This is a genomic window from Cupriavidus pauculus (genome assembly GCF_003854935.1).
Classification (GTDB): domain Bacteria; phylum Pseudomonadota; class Gammaproteobacteria; order Burkholderiales; family Burkholderiaceae; genus Cupriavidus; species Cupriavidus pauculus_C.
In genome coordinates, this window is the sequence record NZ_CP033969.1 from 582,014 (window position 1) to 604,358 (window position 22,345).

General features: G+C 67.8%; 18 protein-coding genes and 1 tRNA gene. 3 read left to right on the top strand and 16 right to left on the bottom strand.

Annotated features, from left to right (window positions below; genetic code table 11):
• Window positions 1–3 precede the first annotated feature (3 nt).
• Entirely contained in the window at window positions 4–1,968 is a 1,965-nt protein-coding gene (locus EHF44_RS04380; protein WP_124682618.1) for an AMP-binding protein, read from the bottom strand.
• A 232-nt stretch (window positions 1,969–2,200) separates the two neighbouring features.
• Between EHF44_RS04380 and EHF44_RS04385 the strand changes: the two genes are divergently transcribed.
• Window positions 2,201–2,881 (top strand): Crp/Fnr family transcriptional regulator, encoded by a 681-nt coding sequence (locus tag EHF44_RS04385; RefSeq protein WP_124682619.1) that lies wholly within the window; start codon window positions 2,201–2,203, stop codon window positions 2,879–2,881.
• A gap of 166 nt (window positions 2,882–3,047) precedes the next feature.
• Here EHF44_RS04385 and EHF44_RS04390 read toward each other — a convergent pair whose 3' ends face one another.
• From EHF44_RS04390 to EHF44_RS04405, 4 genes are all read right to left on the bottom strand, one after another.
• Window positions 3,048–3,902, bottom strand: coding sequence for a 3-hydroxybutyryl-CoA dehydrogenase (locus EHF44_RS04390; protein WP_124682620.1), 855 nt, complete (start codon window positions 3,900–3,902; stop codon window positions 3,048–3,050).
• Window positions 3,903–3,949: 47 nt separating this feature from the next.
• A complete protein-coding gene (locus EHF44_RS04395; protein ID WP_124682621.1) occupies window positions 3,950–4,381 on the bottom strand; it encodes an HIT family protein in 432 nt (143 codons plus the stop codon).
• A 99-nt stretch (window positions 4,382–4,480) separates the two neighbouring features.
• Window positions 4,481–7,768 carry a fused isobutyryl-CoA mutase/GTPase IcmF gene (gene icmF, locus EHF44_RS04400; RefSeq protein WP_124682622.1) on the bottom strand — a complete coding sequence of 1,096 codons (3,288 nt, stop codon included), beginning with the start codon at window positions 7,766–7,768 and terminating at the stop codon, window positions 4,481–4,483.
• A gap of 284 nt (window positions 7,769–8,052) precedes the next feature.
• Window positions 8,053–8,391, bottom strand: coding sequence for a DUF2917 domain-containing protein (locus EHF44_RS04405; protein ID WP_124682623.1), 339 nt, complete (start codon window positions 8,389–8,391; stop codon window positions 8,053–8,055).
• Window positions 8,392–8,570: 179 nt separating this feature from the next.
• Here EHF44_RS04405 and EHF44_RS04410 point away from each other — a divergent pair, with 179 nt between their 5' ends.
• Window positions 8,571–9,971 carry a PLP-dependent aminotransferase family protein gene (locus EHF44_RS04410; protein ID WP_124682624.1) on the top strand — a complete coding sequence of 467 codons (1,401 nt, stop codon included), beginning with the start codon at window positions 8,571–8,573 and terminating at the stop codon, window positions 9,969–9,971.
• On the opposite strand, the gene EHF44_RS04415 is transcribed toward EHF44_RS04410, so the two are convergent.
• The 3 genes from EHF44_RS04415 to EHF44_RS04425 form a co-directional block, all read right to left on the bottom strand.
• Window positions 9,972–11,381: an amino acid permease gene (locus EHF44_RS04415; RefSeq protein WP_124682625.1), complete on the bottom strand. Its 1,410-nt coding sequence runs from the start codon at window positions 11,379–11,381 to the stop codon at window positions 9,972–9,974.
• Between the two features lie 195 nt (window positions 11,382–11,576).
• On the bottom strand, window positions 11,577–13,094 hold the full coding sequence (locus EHF44_RS04420) for a CoA-acylating methylmalonate-semialdehyde dehydrogenase (RefSeq protein WP_124682626.1): 1,518 nt from the start codon (window positions 13,092–13,094) through the stop codon (window positions 11,577–11,579).
• A 31-nt stretch (window positions 13,095–13,125) separates the two neighbouring features.
• A complete protein-coding gene (locus EHF44_RS04425) occupies window positions 13,126–14,457 on the bottom strand; it encodes an aspartate aminotransferase family protein (RefSeq protein WP_124682627.1) in 1,332 nt (443 codons plus the stop codon).
• Window positions 14,458–14,760: 303 nt separating this feature from the next.
• On the opposite strand from EHF44_RS04425, the gene EHF44_RS04430 reads away from it, so the two are divergent.
• Complete coding sequence (locus EHF44_RS04430; protein WP_124682628.1) at window positions 14,761–16,209, top strand: PLP-dependent aminotransferase family protein; 1,449 nt, start codon at window positions 14,761–14,763, stop codon at window positions 16,207–16,209.
• 14 nt (window positions 16,210–16,223) lie between these two features.
• Here EHF44_RS04430 and EHF44_RS04435 read toward each other — a convergent pair whose 3' ends face one another.
• The 8 genes from EHF44_RS04435 to ribA form a co-directional block, all read right to left on the bottom strand.
• Window positions 16,224–16,811, bottom strand: a complete 588-nt coding sequence (locus EHF44_RS04435; protein WP_253699975.1) for an acyloxyacyl hydrolase — start codon at window positions 16,809–16,811, stop codon at window positions 16,224–16,226.
• 525 nt (window positions 16,812–17,336) lie between these two features.
• On the bottom strand, window positions 17,337–18,215 hold the full coding sequence (locus EHF44_RS04440; RefSeq protein ID WP_124682630.1) for an alpha/beta fold hydrolase: 879 nt from the start codon (window positions 18,213–18,215) through the stop codon (window positions 17,337–17,339).
• Between the two features lie 137 nt (window positions 18,216–18,352).
• The gene (locus EHF44_RS04445; protein WP_124682631.1) at window positions 18,353–19,336 is read right to left on the bottom strand and encodes a quinone oxidoreductase family protein; all 984 of its coding nucleotides are present in this window, start codon (window positions 19,334–19,336) and stop codon (window positions 18,353–18,355) included.
• A 71-nt stretch (window positions 19,337–19,407) separates the two neighbouring features.
• A complete protein-coding gene (locus EHF44_RS04450) occupies window positions 19,408–19,851 on the bottom strand; it encodes a GNAT family N-acetyltransferase (RefSeq protein WP_124682632.1) in 444 nt (147 codons plus the stop codon).
• Window positions 19,852–20,191: 340 nt separating this feature from the next.
• A tRNA-Cys gene (locus EHF44_RS04455) sits at window positions 20,192–20,266 on the bottom strand.
• 99 nt (window positions 20,267–20,365) lie between these two features.
• Window positions 20,366–20,845, bottom strand: a complete 480-nt coding sequence (gene bfr / locus EHF44_RS04460) for a bacterioferritin (protein ID WP_124682633.1) — start codon at window positions 20,843–20,845, stop codon at window positions 20,366–20,368.
• 213 nt (window positions 20,846–21,058) lie between these two features.
• Entirely contained in the window at window positions 21,059–21,514 is a 456-nt protein-coding gene (locus EHF44_RS04465; protein WP_124682634.1) for a PA2169 family four-helix-bundle protein, read from the bottom strand.
• 180 nt (window positions 21,515–21,694) lie between these two features.
• A complete protein-coding gene (ribA, locus tag EHF44_RS04470; RefSeq protein WP_124682635.1) occupies window positions 21,695–22,291 on the bottom strand; it encodes a GTP cyclohydrolase II in 597 nt (198 codons plus the stop codon).
• Window positions 22,292–22,345 lie beyond the last annotated feature (54 nt).

Below are 22,345 nucleotides of genomic sequence, written 5' to 3' on the forward strand. Positions count from 1 at the left end.
GGCTCAGGCCGCGCGCGCCCCGCCCACGGGCGGGAAGCGCTTGACGTCAACCAGCTTCAACGTGGCCGACACGCTGCCTTCGCGGCCGTCCTCGAACTTCACGCGCGTGTCGATGAACTGTTCCGGCTTGCCCGCGTACAGGGCGTCCACCAGCACGGCGTACTTCTCGGCGATGAACCCGCGCCGCACCTTGCGCGTGCGCGTGAGTTCGTCGTCGTCGGGGTCCAGCTCCTTGTGCAGGATCAGGAAGCGCGCCACCTGCGAGCCGGCCAGCATCGCGTCGGCCGCCAGGTCGGCGTTCACCTGCTCCACGCACTCGGCGATCATGGCGATGACCTCCGGCTGGGCCGCCAGGTCCACGTAGCCCGCGTACGGCAGGTGCCGGCGCTCGGCCCAGTTGCCCACGGCATCGAAATCGATGTTGATGAACGCGCAGACGCGGTCGCGGTCCGTGCCGAACGCCACGGCTTCCTTGATGTACGGGAAGAACTTGAGCTTGTTCTCGATGTACTTGGGCGCGAACATCGATCCGTCGGCCAGCTTGCCGACGTCCTTGGCGCGGTCGATGATCTTCAGGTGGCCGTCGGCGTCGATCACGCCGGCGTCGCCGGTCATGAAGTAGCCCTCGTCGTTGATCGCCTCGCGCGTGGCGTCGTCGCGCTTGTAGTACGCCTTGAGCAGGCCCACGCCGCGCACCAGCACCTCTCCGTTGTCGGCAATGCGGATCTCCATGCCGGGCGCGGCCGGGCCCACGGAATCGAACTTGACCTGTCCGTCCGGCTGCAGGCACACGTACGCGCAGGTCTCGGTCTGGCCGTAGAACTGCTTGAGGTTGATGCCGATGGAGCGGTAGAAGCGGAACAGGTCCGGGCCGATGGCCTCGCCGGCCGTGTAGCCCACGCGGATGCGGCTCATGCCCAGCACGTTGCGCAGCGGGCCGTAGATCAGCACCTCGCCCAGCGCGTAGCGCAGGCGGTCTGGCGCGGACACCGGCCGGCCGTCGAGGATGTCGGCGCCGCAGCGGCGCGCCACGCCCATCGCCCAGTCAAACAGCTTGCGCTTGAGCCAGCCCGCGTCCTCCATGCGGATCATCACCTGCGTGAGCAGCCCCTCGTAGATGCGCGGCGGCGCGAAGTAGTAGGTCGGGCCGATCTCGCGCAGGTCGGTCATCACGGTCTCGCGCGACTCCGGGCAGTTGACCGTGAAGCCGGCCACCATCGCCTGCGCGTACGAGAACAGGTTGTCGCCCACCCAGGCCATCGGCAGGTACGACAGCACGTCGTCGTCCGGTCCCAGCCCGTCGAACTGGCAGCCGTTGCGCGCCGCGCCGATCAGGCCCGCGTGCGCGTGGCACACGCCCTTGGGCTTGCCGGTGGTGCCGGACGTATAGAGGATGATCGCGGTGTCGTCGGGCTGGCCGGCCTGCACCTGCGCGTCGTAGAAGCCGGGGTTGGCGCGGTCGTACTCGCGGCCAAGCTCCTGCACGCGCTCGTACGACAGCAGCGACGGGTGATCGTAGTCACGCAGGCCGCGCGGGTCTTCGTAGATAAGGTGGCGCACGGTGCGGCCGCGCGTGGCGAGCTGCGCCTCAACTTCCAGCAGCTTGTCCACCTGTTCCTGGTCCTCGACGATGGCGAACTCGATCTCGGCATCGTCCAGCACGTAGACCATCTCGCCCGCGATGGCGTCCTGGTACAGCGGCACCGGCACGCCGCCCAGCGCCTGCGCGGCGGTCATCGCCCAGTACAGGCGGGGGCGGTTGTCGCCAACCACGGCCAGGTTCATGCCCCGGCGGAAACCCAGCGCGGCCAGCCCGCACGCCAGCGCGCGCACTTCCGCCGCCGCCTGCGACCAGCTATAGGTCTGCCAGATGCCGAGGTCCTTTTCGCGATAGGCCGGATGGTCTGGCCGCTGCAGGGCATGCGCCTGCAGCCATCGCGGGAAGGTCGTTGCCGACGTGTCCTGCATCGCTGTCTCCTCTCCCCTGCGGATGGCGTAGGGGCCATGCCGGGTATCAAGCCGCCAGACCGGTGTCTATACTGGGCGTTTCGCGGGGTTGCCGCACCGCGTCACGCCCGCCTTGCCTGGTTGGGTGAGGATTGCTGGCAGGGCCGGTTCCGTGTGATCGTAAGATAGCCGATGCCTTTTCCCCCGGTTGTCGCGCCGGCGACAATTCCGGGTTAATCCCTACGGGAGCCCCATGTCCAACGCTTCGTGCCACGACTTCATCGACCGCTGCGCCTGGGCCGTCGACCTGAGCCCCGACCAGCGCGACCGCGTCAAGCGCGTGGCCACCGTGCGCGAGTACGCACAGGGCGACTACGTCTGTCACAAGGGTGAAATGGCCGAGCACTGGCTGGGCGTGGTCGAAGGCATCGTCAAGATCACCACGGTGTCGCCGTCGGGCAAGTCCGTCACGTTCACCGGCGTGCCCACCGGCGGCTGGTTCGGCGAAGGCGCCGTGCTCAAGCAGGAAATCCGCAAGTACGACGTGATGGCGCTGCGCCGGTCACGTATCGCTTTCGTCCCGCGCGAGACTTTTCAGTGGTTGCTGGATACCAGCCTGCCGTTCACGCGCTTCCTGCTGATGCAGTTCAACGAGCGCCTGGGGCAGTTCATCGCGGCAGTGGAGTACGAGCGGCTGCTCGACATCGATTCGCGCGTGGCGCGCGCGGTGTCGTCGCTGTTCAACGAACACCTGTACCCGGGCATCGGATCGACGCTGGAAATCTCGCAGGAAGAAATCGGCCTGCTGGCCGGCATCTCGCGCCAGCGCGCCAACCAGGCGCTCAAGGTGCTGGAACAACAGGGGCTGGTGCGCGTGGACTACGGCGTGATCGACGTGCTCGACCTGGAGGGGCTGCGGCAGTATGGGGAGTAGCGGTGTGTACTTGCCGGGTTCTGCTCCCCTCTCCCGCGCGCGGGAGAGGGGTTGGGGGTGAGGGCCGGCGTCCCCAGCTGCCACGGTGGCAGCTTGCACCGCCTCACCCTCTCCCCCGGCCTCTCTCCCGCCTTGCGGGAGAGAGGAGAAAACCAGGAAACCCGGCTTACTTCGAGTACACGTACACCCCGCGCCCCGTCTTCCGCCCCAGGTACCCCGCCGCCACCATTTCGCGCATCAGCATGGCGGGGCGGTATTTCGGGTCGGCGAACTCGGTATAGAGCACTTCCATCACGGCCAGCATCGTGTCCAGGCCGATCATGTCGGCCAGGGCCAGCGGGCCGATGGGGTGGTTGCAGCCGAGCTTCATGCCTTCGTCGATTTCCTCGGGCGACGCCAGGCCCTCGCCCAGCACGCAGAACGCCTCGTTGATCATCGGGCAGAGGATGCGGTTGACCACGAAGCCGGGGCTGTTCTTCACCGTGATCGGGTACTTGCCGAGCTGCCGCGCCAGCGCCTCCACGTCGGCGTGGGCCGCGTCGCTGGTCTGCAGGCCGCGGATCAGTTCCACCAGCGCCATCAGCGGCACCGGGTTGAAGAAATGCATGCCGATGAAGCGGTCCGCGCGCGACGTCACCGCCGCCAGCTTGGTGATCGAGATCGACGACGTGTTCGACGCGATGATCACGTTCGGCCCGGCGATGGCGTCGATCTGCTTCAGGATGTTGACCTTGAGATCGTAGTTCTCGGTGGCGGCCTCGATGACGATGTCGGCGCGCTTCAGGTCGTCATACGACGTGCTGCCCTGGATGCGGGCCAGCGCTGCCGCCTTGTCGGCCTCGGTGGCCTTTTCCTTCTTGATCAGGCGGTCCAGGCTGCCCGCCACCGTGGCGATGCCCTTCTGCACGGCGGCGTCGCTGATGTCGACCATCACCACATCGAGCCCCACCACCGCGCACGCCTGCGCAATGCCGTTGCCCATCGTGCCGGCACCCACGATGCCTACTGTCTTGATTGCCATGACTGCTTCCTTGCTCTGTCGGAGGGTTGTAACGGATTCGGATCGGATTACCGCTTCGCCAGCGCGGCGGCCAGCCGCTCGGCGTGCGCCTTGAGCACGTCCATGCTGGCCTGCTCGCGCGCGTGGCCGCGCAGGGCCTGGCTGGCGTAGCGCGGCACGATGTGGAAGTGCACGTGCGGCACGGTCTGGCCGGCGGCGGCGCCGTTGAACTGGCTGATGACGATGCCGTCGGGCGCGAAGGTTTCGCGCACCGCGCGCGCCACGATCTGCGTGGTGCGGATGGCGGCGGCGGCGCCGGCCTCGGACAGGCCGAACAGGTCCACGGCGGCCTCCTTGGGCACCACCAGCGTGTGGCCGTCGGACTGCGGCATGATGTCCAGGAACGCGATTGTGTCGGCGTCCTCGTACACCTTGAAGCTGGGAAGTTCGCCGCGCAGGATGCGGGCAAAGATATTCTGGCTGTCGTACTCGGATTGCATGGCGGTTTTACGAAGTTCGCGGTTCGGGAGGGACGTGCGGAAACGCCGAGTTTAGCCCCAGCGTCCCGCCGCGTGAACCACCCGCCGCGCGATTTCCGCCTACATGTTGCGCCGGTACTGCCCGCCCACCTGGAACAGCGCGTGCGTGATCTGCCCCAGCGAGCACACGCGCACCGCGTCCATCAGCACCGCGAAGACATTGCCGTTGTCGATCACGGCCTGGCGCAGGCGGTCCAGCATGGCGGGCGCGTCACCGGCATGGCGCGCATGGAATTCCGCCAGGCGGGCAAGCTGGCTCTGCTTCTCGTCCTCGCTGGACCGCGCCAGTTCCAGCGATTGTGGCGTCGGGTCGCCATTCGGGTTGCGGAATGTGTTCACGCCGATGATCGGCAGCGTGCCGTCGTGCTTGAGCTGCTCGTAATACAGCGATTCCTCCTGGATCTTGCCGCGCTGGTAGCCGGTCTCCATCGCGCCCAGCACGCCGCCGCGTTCGGCAATGCGCTCGAACTCCTGCAGCACGGCCTCTTCCACGAGGTCGGTCAGTTCCTCGATCAGGAAACTGCCCTGGTTCGGGTTCTCGCAGCGGGCCACGCCCCACTCGCGGTTGATGATGAGCTGGATCGCCAGCGCCCGGCGCACCGATTCGGCCGTGGGCGTGGTGATCGCCTCGTCATAGGCGTTGGTGTGCAGCGAGTTGCAGTTGTCGTAGATGGCGATCAGCGCCTGCAGCGTCGTGCGGATGTCGTTGAAGTCGATCTCCTGCGCGTGCAGCGACCGGCCCGACGTCTGGATGTGGTACTTGAGCTTCTGGCTGCGCTCGTTGGCGCCGTACTTGTCGCGCATCGTCACGGCCCAGATGCGGCGCGCCACGCGGCCCAGCACGCTGTACTCGGGGTCCATGCCGTTGGAGAAGAAGAACGACAGGTTCGGCGCAAAGTCGTCCACGTGCATGCCGCGCGCCAGGTACGTCTCCACGTAGGTGAAGCCGTTGGCCAGCGTGAACGCAAGCTGCGAGATCGGGTTGGCGCCGGCCTCGGCGATGTGGTACCCGGAGATCGACACCGAGTAGAAGTTGCGCACCTGGTGGTGCACGAAGTACGCCTGGATGTCGCCCATCACCTTCAGCGAGAACTCGGTGCTGAAGATGCACGTGTTCTGGCCCTGGTCCTCCTTGAGGATGTCGGCCTGCACCGTGCCGCGCACGTTCTGCAGCACCCAGGCGCGGATCTTCGATTCCTCGTCGGCGGTCGGCTCGCGGCCGTTGTCGGATCGGAATTTGTCCAGATTCTGGTCGATGGCGGTGTTCATGAACATCGCCAGGATGGTCGGCGCCGGGCCGTTGATCGTCATCGACACCGACGTGCCGGGGCTGGTCAGGTCAAAGCCGTCGTAGAGCACCTTCATGTCGTCGAGCGTGGCGATCGACACGCCCGAGTTGCCCACCTTGCCGTAGATGTCCGGCCGCTCGTGCGGGTCCTCGCCGTACAGCGTGACCGAATCGAACGCGGTGGACAGCCGCTTGGCGTCCATGCCCTCGGAGACGAGCTTGAAGCGCCGGTTGGTGCGGAACGCATCGCCCTCGCCCGCGAACATGCGCGTGGGGTCCTCGCCCTCGCGCTTGAACGCGAATACGCCGGCGGTGTACGGAAAGCTGCCCGGCACGTTCTCGCGCATCAGCCATTTCAGGATCTCGCCGTCGTCCTCGAAGCGCGGCAGCACCACCTTGCGGATCTTCGTGCCCGACAGCGTGGTGGTGACCAGCCCCGTGCGCAGCTCCTTGTCTCGTATTTTTACGATGTACTCGTCGCCGCCGTAGGCCGCCTGCATCTGTGGCCACATGGCCAGCAGCTTGCGCTCGACGGCGCCCAGCGCGGCGTCGCGCTCGCCGGCGAGCGCTTCCAGCGCGCCACCGTCGGCATTGCTGCCCGACGCCTTGAGCATGTCGCGCGCCGCGCGCAGTTGCTGGCGCTCGCGTGCCAGCCGGCTCTGCTCGGCCACGCGGCGATGGTAGGCGCGCACCGTATCGGCCAACTCCGCCAGGTAGCGGCTGCGCGCCGGCGGCACGATCACGTTCTGACCCGTGGAAATGCGCCCGGCCAGCCTGGGCAGGCCGCCCGGCTGCAGCGCCAGCCCGTGCCCGGCCAGCGCCTGCGCCAGCCCCTGGTACAGCATGGTCACGCCGTCATCGTTGAAGCGCGATGCCTGGGTGCCGTAGACCGGCATGTCCTCGGCCTTGCTGTGCCATTGCTCGCGGTTGCGCTGCACCTGCTTGGCCACGTCGCGCCAGGCGTCCTGGGCGCCCTTGCGGTCGAACTTGTTGATCGCCACGAAATCGGCAAAGTCGAGCATGTCGATCTTTTCGAGTTGACTGGCCGCGCCAAACTCGGGCGTCATCACGTACAGCGACAGGTCCACGTGCGGCACGACGGCCGCGTCGCCCTGCCCGATGCCCGACGTCTCCACGATCACCAGGTCGAAGCGGGCCGCCTTGCACGCGGCAATCACGTCCGGCAGCGCCTGCGAGATTTCCGAGCCGGCCTCGCGCGTGGCCAGCGACCGCATGAAGATGTTCGGGTGGTTGATCGCGTTCATGCGGATGCGGTCGCCCAGCAGCGCCCCGCCCGACTTGCGCCGCGACGGGTCGATCGAGATCACGGCAATCGACAGCGCGTCGTGCTGGTCCAGCCGGAAGCGGCGGATCAGCTCGTCGGTCAGCGACGACTTGCCCGCGCCGCCCGTGCCCGTGATGCCCAGCACCGGCGTGCTTGCGGCCCGCGCGGCGTCGTGCAGCGCGCCAACCAGGCCGGGGGCGGCCTTGCCGTTTTCCAGCGCGGTGATGAGCTGGGCCAGCGCGCGGCGGTCGCCTTGCGACACGGCGTCGAGCGTGGCCGGTGCGTAGCGCGTCAGGTCGATGTCGCAGCGCTGCACCATGTCGGCGATCATGCCGGCCAGGCCCATGCGCTGGCCGTCCTCGGGGCTGTAGATGCGCGCCACGCCGTACGCCTGCAGCGCACGGATCTCGTCCGGCACGATCACGCCGCCGCCGCCGCCGAACACCTGGATGTGCTCGCCGCCGTGCTCGCGCAGCAGATCGATCATGTACTGGAAGTATTCGACGTGGCCGCCCTGGTAGCTGGAGATGGCGATGCCCTGCACGTCCTCCTGCAGCGCGGCGGTGACCACCTCGTGCACGGACCGGTTATGGCCCAGGTGGATGACCTCGCAGCCGTGCGACTGCAGGATGCGCCGCATGATGTTGATCGACGCGTCGTGGCCGTCGAACAGCGACGCCGCGGTGACAAAGCGCACCTTGTTGGCCGGGCCGCCGGCCTGCGCCGCCTGCGGCCGGGCGGCCGCCGTCCTGCTCACATCCGAAAGATCAGTCATTGTCTCCACCGCTCTGTTATGTGGCTGGCTGCCCGGTGTGGCTGGCTGGCGTGCCGGCGGTTCTGGCGACCGCGCTCACAGGGGCCGGACGATTATATGACGTTTACGTTAACGTAAGTCCAGGGACGCGGGTAAGCACCGATCGTCTCTGCCGGCATCGTCTCACAGCGGGGTACGGAGCAGAAGGGCCCGGAGACCGCCCCTGCGCCGCGGGAGGTCGGCGCAGGCGGGATGGCGGTTCCGGATCCCAGGAGAAAGCGGGGGTGGCGGGCGGCCCGCCGAGGTCAGGCGTGCACGCGCGGGCAGTCGCCGAAGGCGTCGGTCTTGCGTTCGCCCCAGCGGCGCGCCAGTTGGCGGATGACGAATACCGTCCGGCGCAGCGACCACGGCGCCGGCGTCTCGGCAAGCTGGAAGCGCGCGGCGCCGCCTTCGGCCGACAGCCAGACGCGGTCGCCTTCGGTCAGCACGTGGGTATCGCCGGCGCGCAGCCAGATATCGCGCGGATGGCCTTCCACGGTCAGCCACAGGCTGCCTTCCAGCGCGGTCACGCTCTGGCCGTGGCGGGCGCGCCAGCCCACCGGCCGGCCGGTTTCGTCGAGTTCGAATGTCCTGAGTTCACGCATCGGTGTCTCCTTGCCTTGCCCGGCGCAGCCGCTCTGGATCAAGGGATCGGGCGGATTAGGGGGCGCTGCGCCATGGCCACATTTATCCACGGCGGCGACTACAATCCCATGCACAGTTCCGAACAGTTTTCGTTGGACTGTTCAGTAGTTTCGACTGACACTTGCCGCCCCCGTCACTTATGCAACTCGTAATCGACCCATCCACGGGCGTCCCGCTGACCGAGCAGATCGTGCTGGGCGTGAAGACGTGGATCAGCTCCCGCGAGGCCGCGCCCGGCGCGCGCCTGCCATCGATCCGCGCGCTGGCCGCCGAGCACCGGATCAGCCGCTTTCCGGTCATCGAGGCGTATGACCGGCTGGTGTCGCAGGGGCTGGTCGATTCTCGCCAGGGCTCGGGCTTCTATGTGGCGGAGAGCGCGCTGACCGGGCGGCAGGGCCGGGGCTGGTCGGACCCGAGCCTGGCCGAGGACCTGTCCGAGCACATCATCGACCAGTTCCACCACCCCAGCGGCATGCTGAAGCTGGCCGGCGGGTTCGTGCCCGAGGAATGGCGCGACGTGGAGGGCCTGACGCAGGCCATCCGCCACATCACGCGGCACGACATCGACAGCGTGATCCACTACGCCACGCCGCTGGGCCACCCGGCGCTGCGCAAGCACGTGCTGACGCGCGTGCGCCAGGTGGGCATCGAGGCCGACCTGACGCAGGTGCTGATCACCTCGGGCGCCAGCCAGGCGCTGGACCTGATCGTGCGCCACCTGCTCAAGCCCGGCGACACGGTGTTCGTCGAGGACCCCGGCTACTACAACCTGTTCGGCCTGCTGCGCATGCACGGCGTGCAGCTGGTGGGCGTGCCGCACACGCCGAACGGGCCCGACCCCGAAGCCTGTGAGCGGCTGCTGCGCGACCACAAGCCCAAGCTGTTCTTCACCAACAGCGTGCTGCAGAACCCCACCGGCTCCACGCTGTCGCCGCCGGTGGCGTTCCGGCTGCTGGAACTAGCGCGGCGCCACAACTTCCGGTTCGTCGAGGACGACATCTTCTCGGACTTCCAGCTCAACTTCACCGACCGGCTGGCCACGCTGGACCAGCTTGAGCACGTGATCTACATCGGCGGCTTCTCGAAGACCGTGTCGGCGGCGCTGCGGGTGGGGTACCTGGTGGCGGACAAGACGCTGATCAAGGACCTGATCGACGTGAAGGTGCTGACCAGCGTGGCGGGATCGCACTTTGCCGAAGCCGTGACGGCGGCGATGCTGGAGCGCGGCGCCTACCGCAAGTACGTGGAACGGCTACGCGTGCGCACGCGCGAGGTGACGGCCGGCGCGGTCAAGATCCTGGGCCAGTACGGCTGGGAAGTGTTCTGCGAGCCGGCCGGCGGCAACTTCCTGTGGGCCCGCGCGCCCGGCATCGACGATTCGCGCGAGCTGGTGGCGATGGCCGAGACCCAGGGCATCGCGCTGGCGCCGGGCCATTTCTTCCGGCCCGGCGGCGAGACGTCGGCCTGGGTGCGCATCAATTCGGCCTATGCCGGCGAGCCGCGCTCGCGGGCGTTCTTCGAGCAAGCGGGCCGCCGCTGATCAGCCCTGGGCGTCGCCGCCGTGGTTGTGCAGCACGGCGTTGCGGCGCGAGTAGGCAAAGTAGACCACCAGCCCCAGCGCCAGCCAGCACAGGAACGCGATCCACGTGAGCGCCTGCAGGTGGGCCATCAGGAACACGCAGAACGCCACGGCCAGCAGGGGCACCACGGGCACGCCGGGGCAGCGGAACGTGCGCGGCAGGTGCGGATGGGTGCGGCGCAGGACCAGCGTCGCCACCGCGATCAGCGTGAACGCCGACAGCGTGCCGATGTTGATCAGCTCGGCCAGCACGTTCAGCGGCACGAAGCCGGCAATCGTGGCAAAGACGATGCCCACGGTCCACGTGGCCTTGAACGGCGTGGCGTGGACGGGATGCACCTCGGAAAGCTTCTCGGGCAGCAGGCCGTCGCGCGACATCGCAAAGATGATGCGCGTCTGGCCGTAGGTCATCACCAGGATCACCGTGGTCATGCCCAGGATGGCGCCCAGGTCGACAAACCCGGCCACCCAGTTCTGCCCGGCGTACTGCAGCGCCAGCGACACCGGATGGTCCACGCCCGCGAACTTGGCGAACGGCACGATGCCGGTCATGATGGCCGACACGGCCACGTACAGGATGGCGCAGACCGCCAGCGAGCCGACGATGCCGATCGGCAGGTCGCGGCCGGGGTTGCGCACCTCCTCGGCGGCCGACGTCACCGCATCGAAGCCGATGAACGCGAAGAACACCAGCGCCGCCGCATTGAAGATGCCCGACAGCCCGAACGGCGCGAACGGCTGCCAGTTGGCCGGCTGCACGTGCCAGACGCCCACGGCGATGAACAGCAGCACCACGCCCACCTTGATCGCCACCATCACGTTGTTGAGCCGCGCCGACTCGCGCACGCCGTACGACACCACCCAGGTAATCGCCAGCATGATCAGGATGGCCGGCAGGTTGACCACGGTCTCCACGCCCGGCACCGCCCCCGGCGCGGCGGTCAGCGCGGCCGGCAGCCGGATGCCGAAGCCGGCGATCAGCGACTGGAAGTAGCCCGACCAGCCCACCGACACCGCCGACGTGGCCAGCCCGTATTCCAGCAGCAGGTCCCAGCCAATCATCCACGCGACGATCTCGCCCAGCGTGGCGTAGCTGTAGGTGTAGATCGAGCCGGACACAGGAATTGCCGACGCAAACTCTGCATAGCACAACGCTGCAAAGCCACAGGCCATGGCCGCGATCACGAACGACACGGTCAGCGCCGGCCCGGCCGTCAGCGCGCCCGTGCCGGTCAGCACGAAGATGCCCGTGCCGATGATGGCGCCGATGCCCATCAGCACCAGATCCACGGGGCCCAGCACCTTGCGCAAGCCGTCGTGCTCGCTTACGTCGAGCATCGATTCAATGTTCTTGGTGCGGAATAGGCTCATGAGGGGCTCCGGGCGGTCAGTCGGGTGCATCGGGTGCATTGACTATAGGTTGTACCAGTCGCGCCGGCGGCCGGAACCGCACATCTCGTGGAAGGCGGGGGCCGCCGGCGAGGGCGCGATGATACACGGGGCCGCCGGCCAATAAAAAGCGCTCCACGAGGGAGCGCTTGCTGGGTCGGAGCGGAGGGTGCCGCCCTACTTCGCCACCGGCATCGTGAACTCGGCGCCCTTGGCGATGCTGTCCGGCCAGCGCTGCATCACGCTCTTGTAGCGCGTGTAGAAGCGCACGCCTTCCTCGCCGTAGGCGTGGTGGTCGCCGAACAGCGAGCGCTTCCAGCCGCCAAATGAGTGCCACGCCATCGGCACCGGGATCGGCACGTTGATGCCGACCATGCCCACCTGGATCTGGCGCGCGAACGCGCGGGCGATGCCGCCGTCGCTGGTGTAGCACGACACGCCGTTGCCGAACTCGTGGGCGTTGATCAGGTCCACCGCCTCGGCAAAATCGTGCACGCGCACCACCGACAGCACCGGGCCGAAGATCTCTTCCCTGTAGATCGTCATGTCCGGGCGGACGTTGTCGAACAGCGTGCCGCCGACGAAGAAGCCGTTCTCGTGGCCGTCCACCTTGTGGCCGCGCCCGTCGGTCACCAGCGTGGCGCCCTCGGCCACGCCCTGGGCGATATAGCCCTCGACCTTGGCCTTGTGCGCGGCCGTGACCAGCGGGCCCATCTCGGCGTCGCCTTCCATGCCGTTGCGGATCTTAAGCGACGCGGCGCGCTCGGCCAGGCGCGGCACCAGCCGGTCGGCCACGTCGCCCACGGCCACCGCCACCGAGATCGCCATGCAGCGCTCGCCGGCCGATCCGTAGGCGGCGCCCACCAGCGCGTCCACGGCCTGGTCCAGGTCCGCGTCCGGCATCACCACCAGGTGGTTCTTGGCCCCGCCCAGCGCCTGCACGCGCTTGCCGTGCTTCGTGCCTTCCGTGTAGATGTACTCGGCGATCGGCGTGGAGCCGACGAACGACAGCGCCTGCACGTCGGGGTGGGCCAGCAGCGCGTCGACGGCCACCTTGTCGCCCTGCACCACGTTGAACACGCCGTCGGGCAGGCCGGCCTGCTTGAGCAGGTCGGCAATCAGCAGGCTGGGCGACGGGTCGCGCTCCGACGGCTTCAACACGAACGTGTTGCCGCAGGCCAGCGCCACCGGGAACATCCACATTGGCACCATGACCGGGAAGTTGAACGGCGTGATGCCGGCCACCACGCCCAGCGGCTGGCGCAGGTTCCAGTTGTCGATGCCGCCGCCGATGTTGTCGGTGAAGTCGGTCTTGAGCAGGTTCGGGATGCCGCAGGCAAACTCCACCACCTCGATGCCGCGCGTCACCTCGCCGCGGGCGTCGGAAAACACCTTGCCGTGCTCGCGCGTGATCAGCGCGGCCAGGTCGTCGTGGTGCTTGTCCAGCAGTTCCTTGAACTTGAACAGGATGCGCGCGCGGCGCAGCGGCGGCGTCTCGGCCCAGGCCGGCCAGGCGGCCTTGGCGGCGGCCACCGCAGCGGCCACGTCGTCGGTGCTGCCCATGGCCACGCGGGCCGCCACGGCGCCGGTGGCCGGGTTGAACACGTCGGCAAAGCGGTCGGCGCCCGCGCGCTGCACGGTGCCGCCGATGTAGTGATGGATTTCGGCGATCTGCCGGTTTTCTGCGATGTTCACTGCGGTCTTCCTCTGGTGTGCCGGCGGGTCTTTACTGGATGCTCTGCAGCGCCTGCCTGACGGTGTCGAAAAGCTGGTCGATCTCGGCCTCGGAAATGATCAGCGGCGGCGAGAACGCCAGGATATCGCCGGTGTAGCGCACCAGCACGCCCAGCTCCAGGCATTTCAGGAACGCCTCGTAGGCGCGCGCGCCCGGCGCGCCGGGGCGCGATTCCAGCTCCACGCCGGCCACCAGCCCCAGGTTGCGGATGTCCTTGACGAACGGCGCGTCGCGCAGGGCGTGCACGGCCGATTCAAACTTGGGCGCCAGCTCGGCCGCGCGCTCGAACAGCTTGTCGCGCTTGTACAGGTCCAGCGTGGCGATGCACGCGGCCATCGCCAGCGGATGGCCCGAGTAGGTGTAGCCGTGCGGCAGTTCGATGCCGCCCTGCGGCGCGGCGTTGATCACGGCGTCGTGCACCTCGCGGCGCACCGCCACGGCGCCCATCGGCACGGCGGCGTTGTTGATGGCCTTGGCCATCGTGATCAGGTCCGGCGTGACCTTCAGGCGCTCGGCGGCCGTGGCGGCGCCCAGGCGGCCGAACGCGGTGATGACTTCGTCGAAGATCAGCAGGATGCCGTGCTTGCTGGTGATCTCGCGCAGCTTTTCCAGGTAGCCCACGGGCGGGATCAGCACGCCGGCCGACCCGGCCATCGGCTCCACGATCACGGCGGCAATGTTCGACGCGTCGTGCAGCGTCACCAGCCGCTCCAGTTCGTCGGCCAGGTGGGCGCCCCACTGCGGCTGGCCCTTCGAGAACGCTGCCTCGGCGATGTTCAGCGTGGCGGGCAGGTGGTCGGTGCCCGGCATCACGTTGGCCGACCACATCTTGCGGTTGGGCCCGATGCCGCCCACGCCCAGCCCGCCAAAGCCCACGCCGTGGTAGCCGCGCTCGCGGCCGATGATGCGCGTGCGCTGGCCCTCGCCGCGCGCGCGGTGGTACGCCAGCGCGATCTTCAGCGCCGTGTCGACCGATTCCGAGCCCGAGTTCGTGAAGAAGATGCGGTCCAGCCCCTTGGGCATCAGCGCGGCCACCTTGGTGGCGGCCTCGAATTCGAGCGGATGGCCCATCTGGAACGGCGGCGCGTAGTCCAGCGTGGCCGCCTGCTGCGCGATCGCGTCGACGATCTCCTTGCGCGCGTGCCCCGCGGCCACGCACCACAGGCCGGCGCAGCCGTCCAGGATCTTGCGGCCGTCGTGGGTGGTGTAGTGCATGCCGCTGGCCGATGCCAGCAGGCGCGGGGCGGCCTTGTACTGGCGGTTGGCCGTGAACGGCATCCACAGGGCTTCGAGATCGGGAATCACGGTCTTGGCGGCGTCCATACGTTCTCCTGGTGCGGGGTGCGGTGAGCGGGGATGGCGCACGCCGGCGGCGGCGCCACGGTTTCCGGCAACTCTACCGGCGGGGTCTGGCGTAAAGAATATACGGTCCCGAGATCGCCGCCTCACCGTACAGTTTCGATGCCGGCAACCGTACAGGTCTGCGGGCCCCGCCTCGGCTTGCCGGACGCCGGCCCCTGCCCGCAATGCCTTGCAGCACCGGCCATTACGCTGCATCGCAACATTGCACGCCGTGGCTGGCCGAGCCAGTACACTGTACAGGTTTCCGCCCTATCCCACCTTGCCATGCTGAACCTGAACCTCGCACGCAGCCGCCGTGGCGGCGAGACCCTGACCGAGCAGATCGTCGCCGGTATCGCCGCGCTGGTGGACCAGCGCGCGCTGCGCGCAGGCGCCCTGCTGCCGTCGGTGCGCCGCTTTGCCCAGCAGCATGGCGTCAGCACGTTCACGGTGGCCGAAGCCTATGGGCGACTGACGGCGCTGGGCTACCTGACGGCCCGGCCTGGTTCCGGCTACACGGTGGCCCATCGGCACGCGCCGGCCGGCCAGGCGCGCGCGGCGCAATGGGAGGCGCCGGTGCTCAACGCCGCCTGGCTGCTGTCCGATGTCTTTGCCGACCATTCGGTGCCGATCAAGGCCGGCGCGGGCTGGCTGCCCGGCGACTGGCTCAACGAGGAAGGGCTGCACCAGGCCATGCGCAGCGCGGCGCGCGTGCCGGCCGCGCAGGTGTCCGGCTACGGCCATCCGTACGGCTTTGGCGCGCTGCGCGAGCATATCGCCGTGCACCTGGGCCAGTACGGGATGCCGGTGCAGGCCCAGCAGGTGGTGCTGACGCAGGGCGCCACGCAGGCGCTGGACCTGGTCGTCCGCACGCTGCTGCGGCCCGGCGAGACGGTGCTGGTGGAGTCGCCGTGCTATTGCAACCTGCTGCAGATCCTGCGGCTGGCCGGCTTGCGGGCGGTTGGCGTGCCGCGCACAGCGGCCGGGCTGGACACCGACGCGCTGGAAGATGCCATCCGCCAGCACGCCCCGCGCGCGCTGTTCGTCAACACGGTGCTGCAGAACCCGACCGGCGCCAGCCTGACGAGCATGAACGCGTTTCGCGTGTTGCAACTGGCCGAGCGGCACCGGCTGCTGGTGGTGGAGGACGATATCTACCGCGAACTGGCGCCGGCGGGTTCGCCGATGCTGGCGGCCATGGACGGCCTGTCGCAGGTGGTCTACGTGAACGGGTTCTCGAAGACGATCACGCCTTCGCTGCGGGTTGGCTACCTGGCCGCGAGCCCGGACCTGGCCAAGGCGTTCGCGCGGACCAAGATGGCGGTGGGGCTGACGTCGTCGGAGGTGACCGAGCGGCTGGTCTACTCGGTGCTGACCAGCGGCCACTACGCGCGCCACGTGGCGGCGCTGGCCGAACGGCTACGTGCGCAACAGGATCGCGTGGCGGAAAAGATGGAAGCCCATGGGCTGGAGATGATACTGCGGCCCGATGGCGGCATGTTCGCCTGGGCGCGGCTGGCGGCGGACGGCCAGCCCGGCGGGCCGACCGGCACCGAACTGGCCACGCTGGCCCTGGCGCACGGCATCTGGCTGGCGCCGGGATCGTACTTCGAGCCCGACGAAGCCGATTCGCCCTGGATCCGCTTCAACGTCGCCACCAGCGACGCCCCGCAGCTCTGGGCGTTCTTCGACGCCGTGCGCAGCGGCCGGACGCAGGCGGCCCGCGCCGCCTGACCCGGCCAGGCCGCTCAGAAGCGGTAGCGGACGTAGCCCGTGTAGAAGTTGCTGCCCGGGTTGGGTTCCTTGATGCCGGCGTTCGAGATGTGCTGGAAGCGGAAGCCGACCTCGGTGTTGGCGTTCTTGCCAAAGCCCACGCCCACGCCGAGCATGTCCGAGAACTGGAACGCGCTGCCCATGCGGTGCTCGTCGGACGTGCCAGCGTGCGTCAGCACGCGCAGGCCCACCGACGCCTCCGCGAACGGCACGAAGTAGCCGCCGCGCTTTTCCACGCGCAGGATCGGCGAGATGCCGAATTCGAACAGGTTCTGCGGATTGGTGCCGCCACGGGCGTCCCAGCCGGCGACGTTGAATTCCGCCTGCAGCCGCAGCAGCCAGCCCTGCGGGTTGCCGTACTGGAGCGGCGTGTTGAAGTTCACGCCGATTTCGTACTTGTTGACGTCATGGCTCGTGTCGCGGCCATAGGCCACGTGGACGGCCGGGTGGCTCCAGCCCACCAGCTCCTCGGCGCTGGCGGCCGAACTGGCCCCGGCGACGAGCGCGGCAGCCGCGACGAGGCGGGCGACAAACAGGGTGCGGGGAGACTTGGCGAGGTGCATGCGACGTTCTTGTTGTTCTGACTTCATGGATGAAGGCATTCGAAGAGTGGCTCGGCTACAAGACGCAAACGACTGCCGGGCCGGCCGATGCACCGGGGTGCCGCGGTCGGGTCAGGCCCAGAGCCTCTCCACCACCCAGCTCGCGGCAACACAGATTCCGAGCCAGATGGCGAGGCAGCTTGCGATAAATCGGTACGTCATTGTGGTTGGGAACAGCGGCAGGACAGTTTCTGAGGGAATTTTGGCGTCGGATTATACATACATTCACGAATGCATGTATCGGCCAGATTTCCATCGGATTAAGTCCAGCTAGCGATGATGCCAGCACCCGGCGAACCGTGCAGACGGGTGCTTGAGCGGTCTGCTGACAGAAAGCGAAGACTGGGGCGGGAAGAATGTGATCGATGCGGCGCGCCGCTCAACTGAGCGGGCCGGCAGTGGAGAACGGCCGGAGCCGGCCCCGTCACCCTGGGATGGGGCGACCGGCCGGCTCAATTCATTGACGAATCAGATACTTGGCGCCGATCACCCGCGCAGGAACGGCAGCACTTCGGCCAGCAACTGCTCGGGAATTTCCTCGGCGATGTAGTGGCCGCTGGGCAGCGCGTGGCCCCGCACGCGGCGCGCCACCTTGCGCCATTCATCCAGCGGCTGGAAACATTTTCCGATCACACCGTTGGCGCCCCACAACGCCAGCATCTCGCATTCGACCATGCGGCCGGCGTCGATGTCGGCCCGGTCGTGCTCCAGGTCGATGCCGGCACTGGCCCGGTAGTCCTCGCAAAGGCCGTGCGCCGCACCCGGCTGGCGCAGGCAGCGCAGGTATTCGGCCATGGCGGCGTCGGTGAACGGCGACAGGCCCGCGCTGCGGCTGCCCATGGTCTGCTGCAGGTACTGGGCCGGATCGGCTTCGATCAGCGTCTCGGGGAACGGCGCCGGGCGGATCAGGAAGAACCAGTGGTAGTAGGCCCGCGCGAACGCCTCGGTGGTCTGCGAGTACATCGCCAGCGTCGGCGCGATATCGAGCGTGACAAGCTTTTCCACGGCCTGCGGATGATCGACCGCCAGGCGGTGGGCCACGCGGGCGCCACGGTCGTGCGCGAGCACGCGGAAGCGCTCGAAGCCCAGCGCGCGCATCACGGCCAGCTGGTCGGCCGCCATGGTGCGCTTGCTGTAGTTGCTGTGGTCGGGCAGCCCGGCGGGCTTGCCGCTGTCGCCATAGCCGCGCAGGTCGGTGGCCACCACCGTGTAGTGCCGCGCCAGCTCGCCGGCCACCTTGTGCCAGATCACATGGGTCTGCGGATGGCCGTGCAGCAGCAACAGCGGCGGGCCGTCGCCGCCCACCACGGCATGGATGGCCACGCCGTCGTGGTCGATGCGGTGCGTCTTGAAACCTTCGAACATCGATCGTCTCCTTGGCTGGGCCGGCCAGGCGGACGGCCCTGTGGCGGCAGTCTAATCCGGGCGGCGGCCGACATTATTTCGCCCCCGTCACTTCATTCGTGCCGGGGATGACCGAATGGCGACGGCGGACGCGCCGCTCAGGGCAGCAGCAGGATGGCGCCGGTGGTCTCGCGGCGCTCGGCCGCCTCGTGGGCGCGCGCCACGTCGGCCAGCGGAAAGCGGGCGCCGATGTCGACCTTGACGTGGCCGGCCGCGATGGCGTCGAACAGGTCCTTCGCATTAGCGCGGAAGCGCGCGGTATCCGCGTTGTGCGGAAACACGGACGGGCGCGTCAGGAACAGGCAGCCCTTCTTGTTCAGCAGCTCGGGCTCGATGGCCGGCGCCGGGCCCGACGCGGCGCCGTACAGCACCACCATGCCGAAGGTCTGCGCGCAGTCCAGCGACCCCAGGAAGGTGTCCTTGCCCACGGCGTCGTAGACCACGGTCACGCCCTGGCCGCCGGTGGCATCGCGCACCTGCTTGACCCAGTCGCCATGGCTGTAGTCGATGGCCACGTCGCAGCCAGCCGCCTTCGCACGCTCGCACTTGGCCGCCGAGCCCGCCGTGCCGATCACGCGCGCCCCCAGCGCCTTGGCCCAGCCGCTGAGGATCTGGCCCACGCCGCCGGCGGCGGCATGCACGAGCACCGTGTCGCCGGGCTTGACCGCGTGGGTATGGCGCACCAGGTACTGCGCGGTCATGCCCTTGAAGATCGTGGCGGCGGCCTGTTCGTCGCTGACGGCATCTGGCAGCTTCACGAGCCGGTCCACGGCCACGTTGCGACCCTCCGCATAGGCGCCCAGGCCCGCGTTCATGTACGCCACGCGATCGCCCACGGCCACGTCGGTCACGCCTTGCCCCACGGCCTCGACCACGCCGGCCGCCTCGAACCCCAGGCCCGTGCCGGCGGGCAGCGGGTACGTGCCGCGGCGCTGGTAGATGTCGATGAAGTTGAAGCCGATCGCGGTATGCCGGACGCGCGCCTCGCCGGGCGCCGGCTCGGGCAGTTCGACGGGCTCCAGCCGCATGACCTGCGGCAGGCCGAATTCGTGGAGGCGGATGGCGCGGACGGTGGCTGGCATGGGGTCTCCTCGATCTGGCAGAAAGTGAAGGCCCGATTATTGACGCTTTTGCGAATCCCTGCCGGCCGCGCCTACGCCAGTTCGGCGCTCATGCAGAGCGCGCTGGTATTGCGCAGGCGCAGGAATTCCTGGCTTTCCAGCACCTCGGGCGGCAGCTTCGAGGCGTGGATCAGCGAGAAGCCGTAGCGCGCGAAATAGCTGGGACAGGTGGAGGTCAGCAGCACGGCGCGGCGGCTGCCGTTGGCCCGCGCGCGCATCATCACCGCGTTGACGAGGTGGCTGGCCACGCCCTGGTCGCGCCATTCGCGCAGCACGGCCACCGAGCGGACGATGGCCGTGTCGCCGAACAGCTCGGCGCAGGCGCAGCCCACCAGTTGCGAATCCATGACAGCCACGTGGAACTCGCCCACGAGCCGCGGCAGATCGTCCACCGGCAGGCCGCACCGCTCAAGAACGGCCCCGATGGCGGGCGCATCCGACGGCTGAGCCATGCGGATTCGCAGGTCTTTAATCATTTGGAGCCTCTGTTTCTCTCATCACGTTGCGACGGATACGCCATGGAAGCCCTGCATGGTGAAACCGGGTGCGCCGCGGGCCGATAATGTTTGGCCCGCCAGTCATACGACGACGCGCGCGTCCGAGAGCGGTGAAATGCTGACGATTGGTGCGCGTGCGCCCCACAGTATCGCAATCGCGGCCGGGATTCCAGAGGGAAATCACCGGATGCGACGCGTGCCACGCCTGGTGAAACCGGGAGCATGAAATGCGCCAGGGCGGGCGTGAGTATCGCTATCGTTCATGACGGCGAAACGCGCGTCGGCGAACTGGAAACCGAAAGGGAAAACCGCAGGGAAATGGAGGCGGGGATCCGGAATCGAACCGTCGTAAACGGCTTTGCAGGCCGTCGCATAACCACTCTGCCACCCCGCCCCGGGGAGAAGACGGACCGAGCGGGCCGTCCTGTGGTGCGGGGCGCAGTGTAGCCCAAGTGGAAAAAGCCTGCAGGGCGCGGCGCGCCTGGCCGGCCGGCTAGCCCTCGGGGCTGCCCATCGCCGACTGCAGGTAGTTCTGCAGGCCGACCTTGCGCACCAGTTCGAGCTGGGTCTGCAGCCAGTCGACGTGGTCCTCGGTGTCGTCGAGGATGTCGGTCAGGATGTCGCGCGACACGTAGTCGCTGACCGATTCGCAGTACTTGATCGCGTCCTTGAGGTTGGCCTGCGACACCAGCTCCAGCTTCAGGTCGCAACCGAGCATTTCCTCGGTGTTCTCGCCGATCATGAGCTTGTCCAGGTCCTGCAGGTTCGGCAGGCCGTCGAGCATCAGGATGCGTTCGATCAGGCGGTCGGCGTGCTTCATTTCCTCGATCGACTCGTCGTACTCGTGTTTGCCCAGCGCCGTCAGCCCCCAGTGGCGATAGATGCGGGCGTGCAGGAAATACTGGTTGATCGCGGTGAGTTCGTGCTTGAGCTGGCCATTCAGCAACTGGATGACCTTTTTGTCGGCTTTCATGACGGCTGCCCCTAAAATGCCTGGCGGTGATTTTCCATGGTAATGGGCGAGACCGGAACTTCAAGCCCGGCGCGGCTTTCCAGCCATTTGGCGCGCAAATAAATTATGTTTCGCGCGATTATGCAAGTGATACTGATTTCGATTTCGGCAAAATAAAAGCGCCTCCGGCGGAGGCGCTTTCACTGGCATCGGGCAGTGCCGCTGCCGCAGCGATTATTCGCCGCTGGCGCGATAACGGTTGCGCAGGTCGCGGATCAGGTCGTGGTTGCGCAGCACGCCCTGGTACTGGCGCTCGATCAGCGCGCGGATATCGAAGCTCAGGTCGGTTTCCTGCAGCGCGTCGGCGTACTTCTTCTTGGCGACGTCCTCGCCCTTCTCGGTTTCTTCCAGGATCGCCAGGTCGGTGCGGTCCGACACCGCCGAGCGCAGGCTCACCCAGCCGCGATGCAGCGCGCCGGCCACGCTGCCGTGATCCTCGGGCTTGCCGCCCAGTGCCACCACCTGGCTCTGCAGCTCGCGCACGGCGGCGCCGCATTCGGTCGCGCGGCTGGAGAACAGCGTCTTCAGCTCGGGATTCTTCGCGTCCTCGGCCGCCTTGCGGAAGCCTTCCTCGCCGTCGCGCGAAACTTCGATCAGATCATTGAGTACGGACACATTGTTGTCAGCCATAACGAACTCCTCTCATCGTGCGCGGCACCCCCGGTGCCACGGCGCATGGAACATCCCGCAGCGGCGCTGAAGGCCGCGCGGTCCTTGGTTCCAAGATAGAAGAGCCGCCTCGCGCAGGCTGTCGGGACGCCTCGCAAGCCGATGTCGGTCTGCGCCTACAGGCGCGGCATGACGCGGGATTCAGTCCAGCAGGTGTCCCATGCGCGACCGCTTGGTCGCCAGGTACTTTTCGTTCTCGGCGTTAGACGGGACGATATGGCGCATCTGCTCGGTCACCTTGATGCCCGCGTCTTCCAGCGCCTTGATCTTGACCGGATTGTTGCTCATGAGCCGCACGGAATTGACGCCCCACTGGCGCAGGAAGTCGGCCGCAAACGCATAGGTGCGGGAATCGATGGCCTGGCCGAGCGCCAGGTTGGCGTCCACGGTGTCGAGTCCGCCATCCTGCAGCGCATATGCGCGGATCTTGTTCGACAGCCCGATGCCACGGCCCTCGTGGCCACGCAGGTACAGCAGCACGCCGCGGCCTTCCTCGGCAATCTTCTTCATGGCCAGGTCGAGCTGTTCGCCGCAATCGCAGCGGCAGGAGCCGAACACGTCGCCGGTCAGGCACTCCGAATGCAGCCGCAGCAGCACGTCATCGCCCGAAATATCGCCCATCGAGAGCGCAAGGTGTTCGGTACCGGTATCCAGGCCCTGGAAGGCATGGGCGGTGAATTGGCCATAGCGGGTCGGCAGCCGGGCGGAGCCGATCAGCTCACTTTCTAGGTCTTTCATATTGATTTCGCTGGAGGCGCCATGGGGCCCGCGCGGCATGATGCAGGCACGGGG

What these genes read in the sequence shown, in the direction of transcription:
- EHF44_RS04430 (WP_124682628.1), top strand. Translation starts at nt 14,761, where the DNA reads ATGCTGAACCTGAACCTCGCACGCAGCCGCCGTGGCGGCGAGACCCTG.
- EHF44_RS04450 (WP_124682632.1), bottom strand. Translation starts at nt 19,851, where the DNA reads ATGATTAAAGACCTGCGAATCCGCATGGCTCAGCCGTCGGATGCGCCC.
- EHF44_RS04445 (WP_124682631.1), bottom strand. Translation starts at nt 19,336, where the DNA reads ATGCCAGCCACCGTCCGCGCCATCCGCCTCCACGAATTCGGCCTGCCG.
- EHF44_RS04440 (WP_124682630.1), bottom strand. Translation starts at nt 18,215, where the DNA reads ATGTTCGAAGGTTTCAAGACGCACCGCATCGACCACGACGGCGTGGCC.
- EHF44_RS04465 (WP_124682634.1), bottom strand. Translation starts at nt 21,514, where the DNA reads ATGGCTGACAACAATGTGTCCGTACTCAATGATCTGATCGAAGTTTCG.
- EHF44_RS04380 (WP_124682618.1), bottom strand. Translation starts at nt 1,968, where the DNA reads ATGCAGGACACGTCGGCAACGACCTTCCCGCGATGGCTGCAGGCGCAT.
- EHF44_RS04415 (WP_124682625.1), bottom strand. Translation starts at nt 11,381, where the DNA reads ATGAGCCTATTCCGCACCAAGAACATTGAATCGATGCTCGACGTAAGC.
- EHF44_RS04435 (WP_253699975.1), bottom strand. Translation starts at nt 16,811, where the DNA reads ATGCACCTCGCCAAGTCTCCCCGCACCCTGTTTGTCGCCCGCCTCGTC.
- ribA (WP_124682635.1), bottom strand. Translation starts at nt 22,291, where the DNA reads ATGAAAGACCTAGAAAGTGAGCTGATCGGCTCCGCCCGGCTGCCGACC.
- EHF44_RS04410 (WP_124682624.1), top strand. Translation starts at nt 8,571, where the DNA reads ATGCAACTCGTAATCGACCCATCCACGGGCGTCCCGCTGACCGAGCAG.
- EHF44_RS04405 (WP_124682623.1), bottom strand. Translation starts at nt 8,391, where the DNA reads ATGCGTGAACTCAGGACATTCGAACTCGACGAAACCGGCCGGCCGGTG.
- icmF (WP_124682622.1), bottom strand. Translation starts at nt 7,768, where the DNA reads ATGACTGATCTTTCGGATGTGAGCAGGACGGCGGCCGCCCGGCCGCAG.
- EHF44_RS04425 (WP_124682627.1), bottom strand. Translation starts at nt 14,457, where the DNA reads ATGGACGCCGCCAAGACCGTGATTCCCGATCTCGAAGCCCTGTGGATG.
- EHF44_RS04390 (WP_124682620.1), bottom strand. Translation starts at nt 3,902, where the DNA reads ATGGCAATCAAGACAGTAGGCATCGTGGGTGCCGGCACGATGGGCAAC.
- EHF44_RS04385 (WP_124682619.1), top strand. Translation starts at nt 2,201, where the DNA reads ATGTCCAACGCTTCGTGCCACGACTTCATCGACCGCTGCGCCTGGGCC.
- EHF44_RS04395 (WP_124682621.1), bottom strand. Translation starts at nt 4,381, where the DNA reads ATGCAATCCGAGTACGACAGCCAGAATATCTTTGCCCGCATCCTGCGC.
- bfr (WP_124682633.1), bottom strand. Translation starts at nt 20,845, where the DNA reads ATGAAAGCCGACAAAAAGGTCATCCAGTTGCTGAATGGCCAGCTCAAG.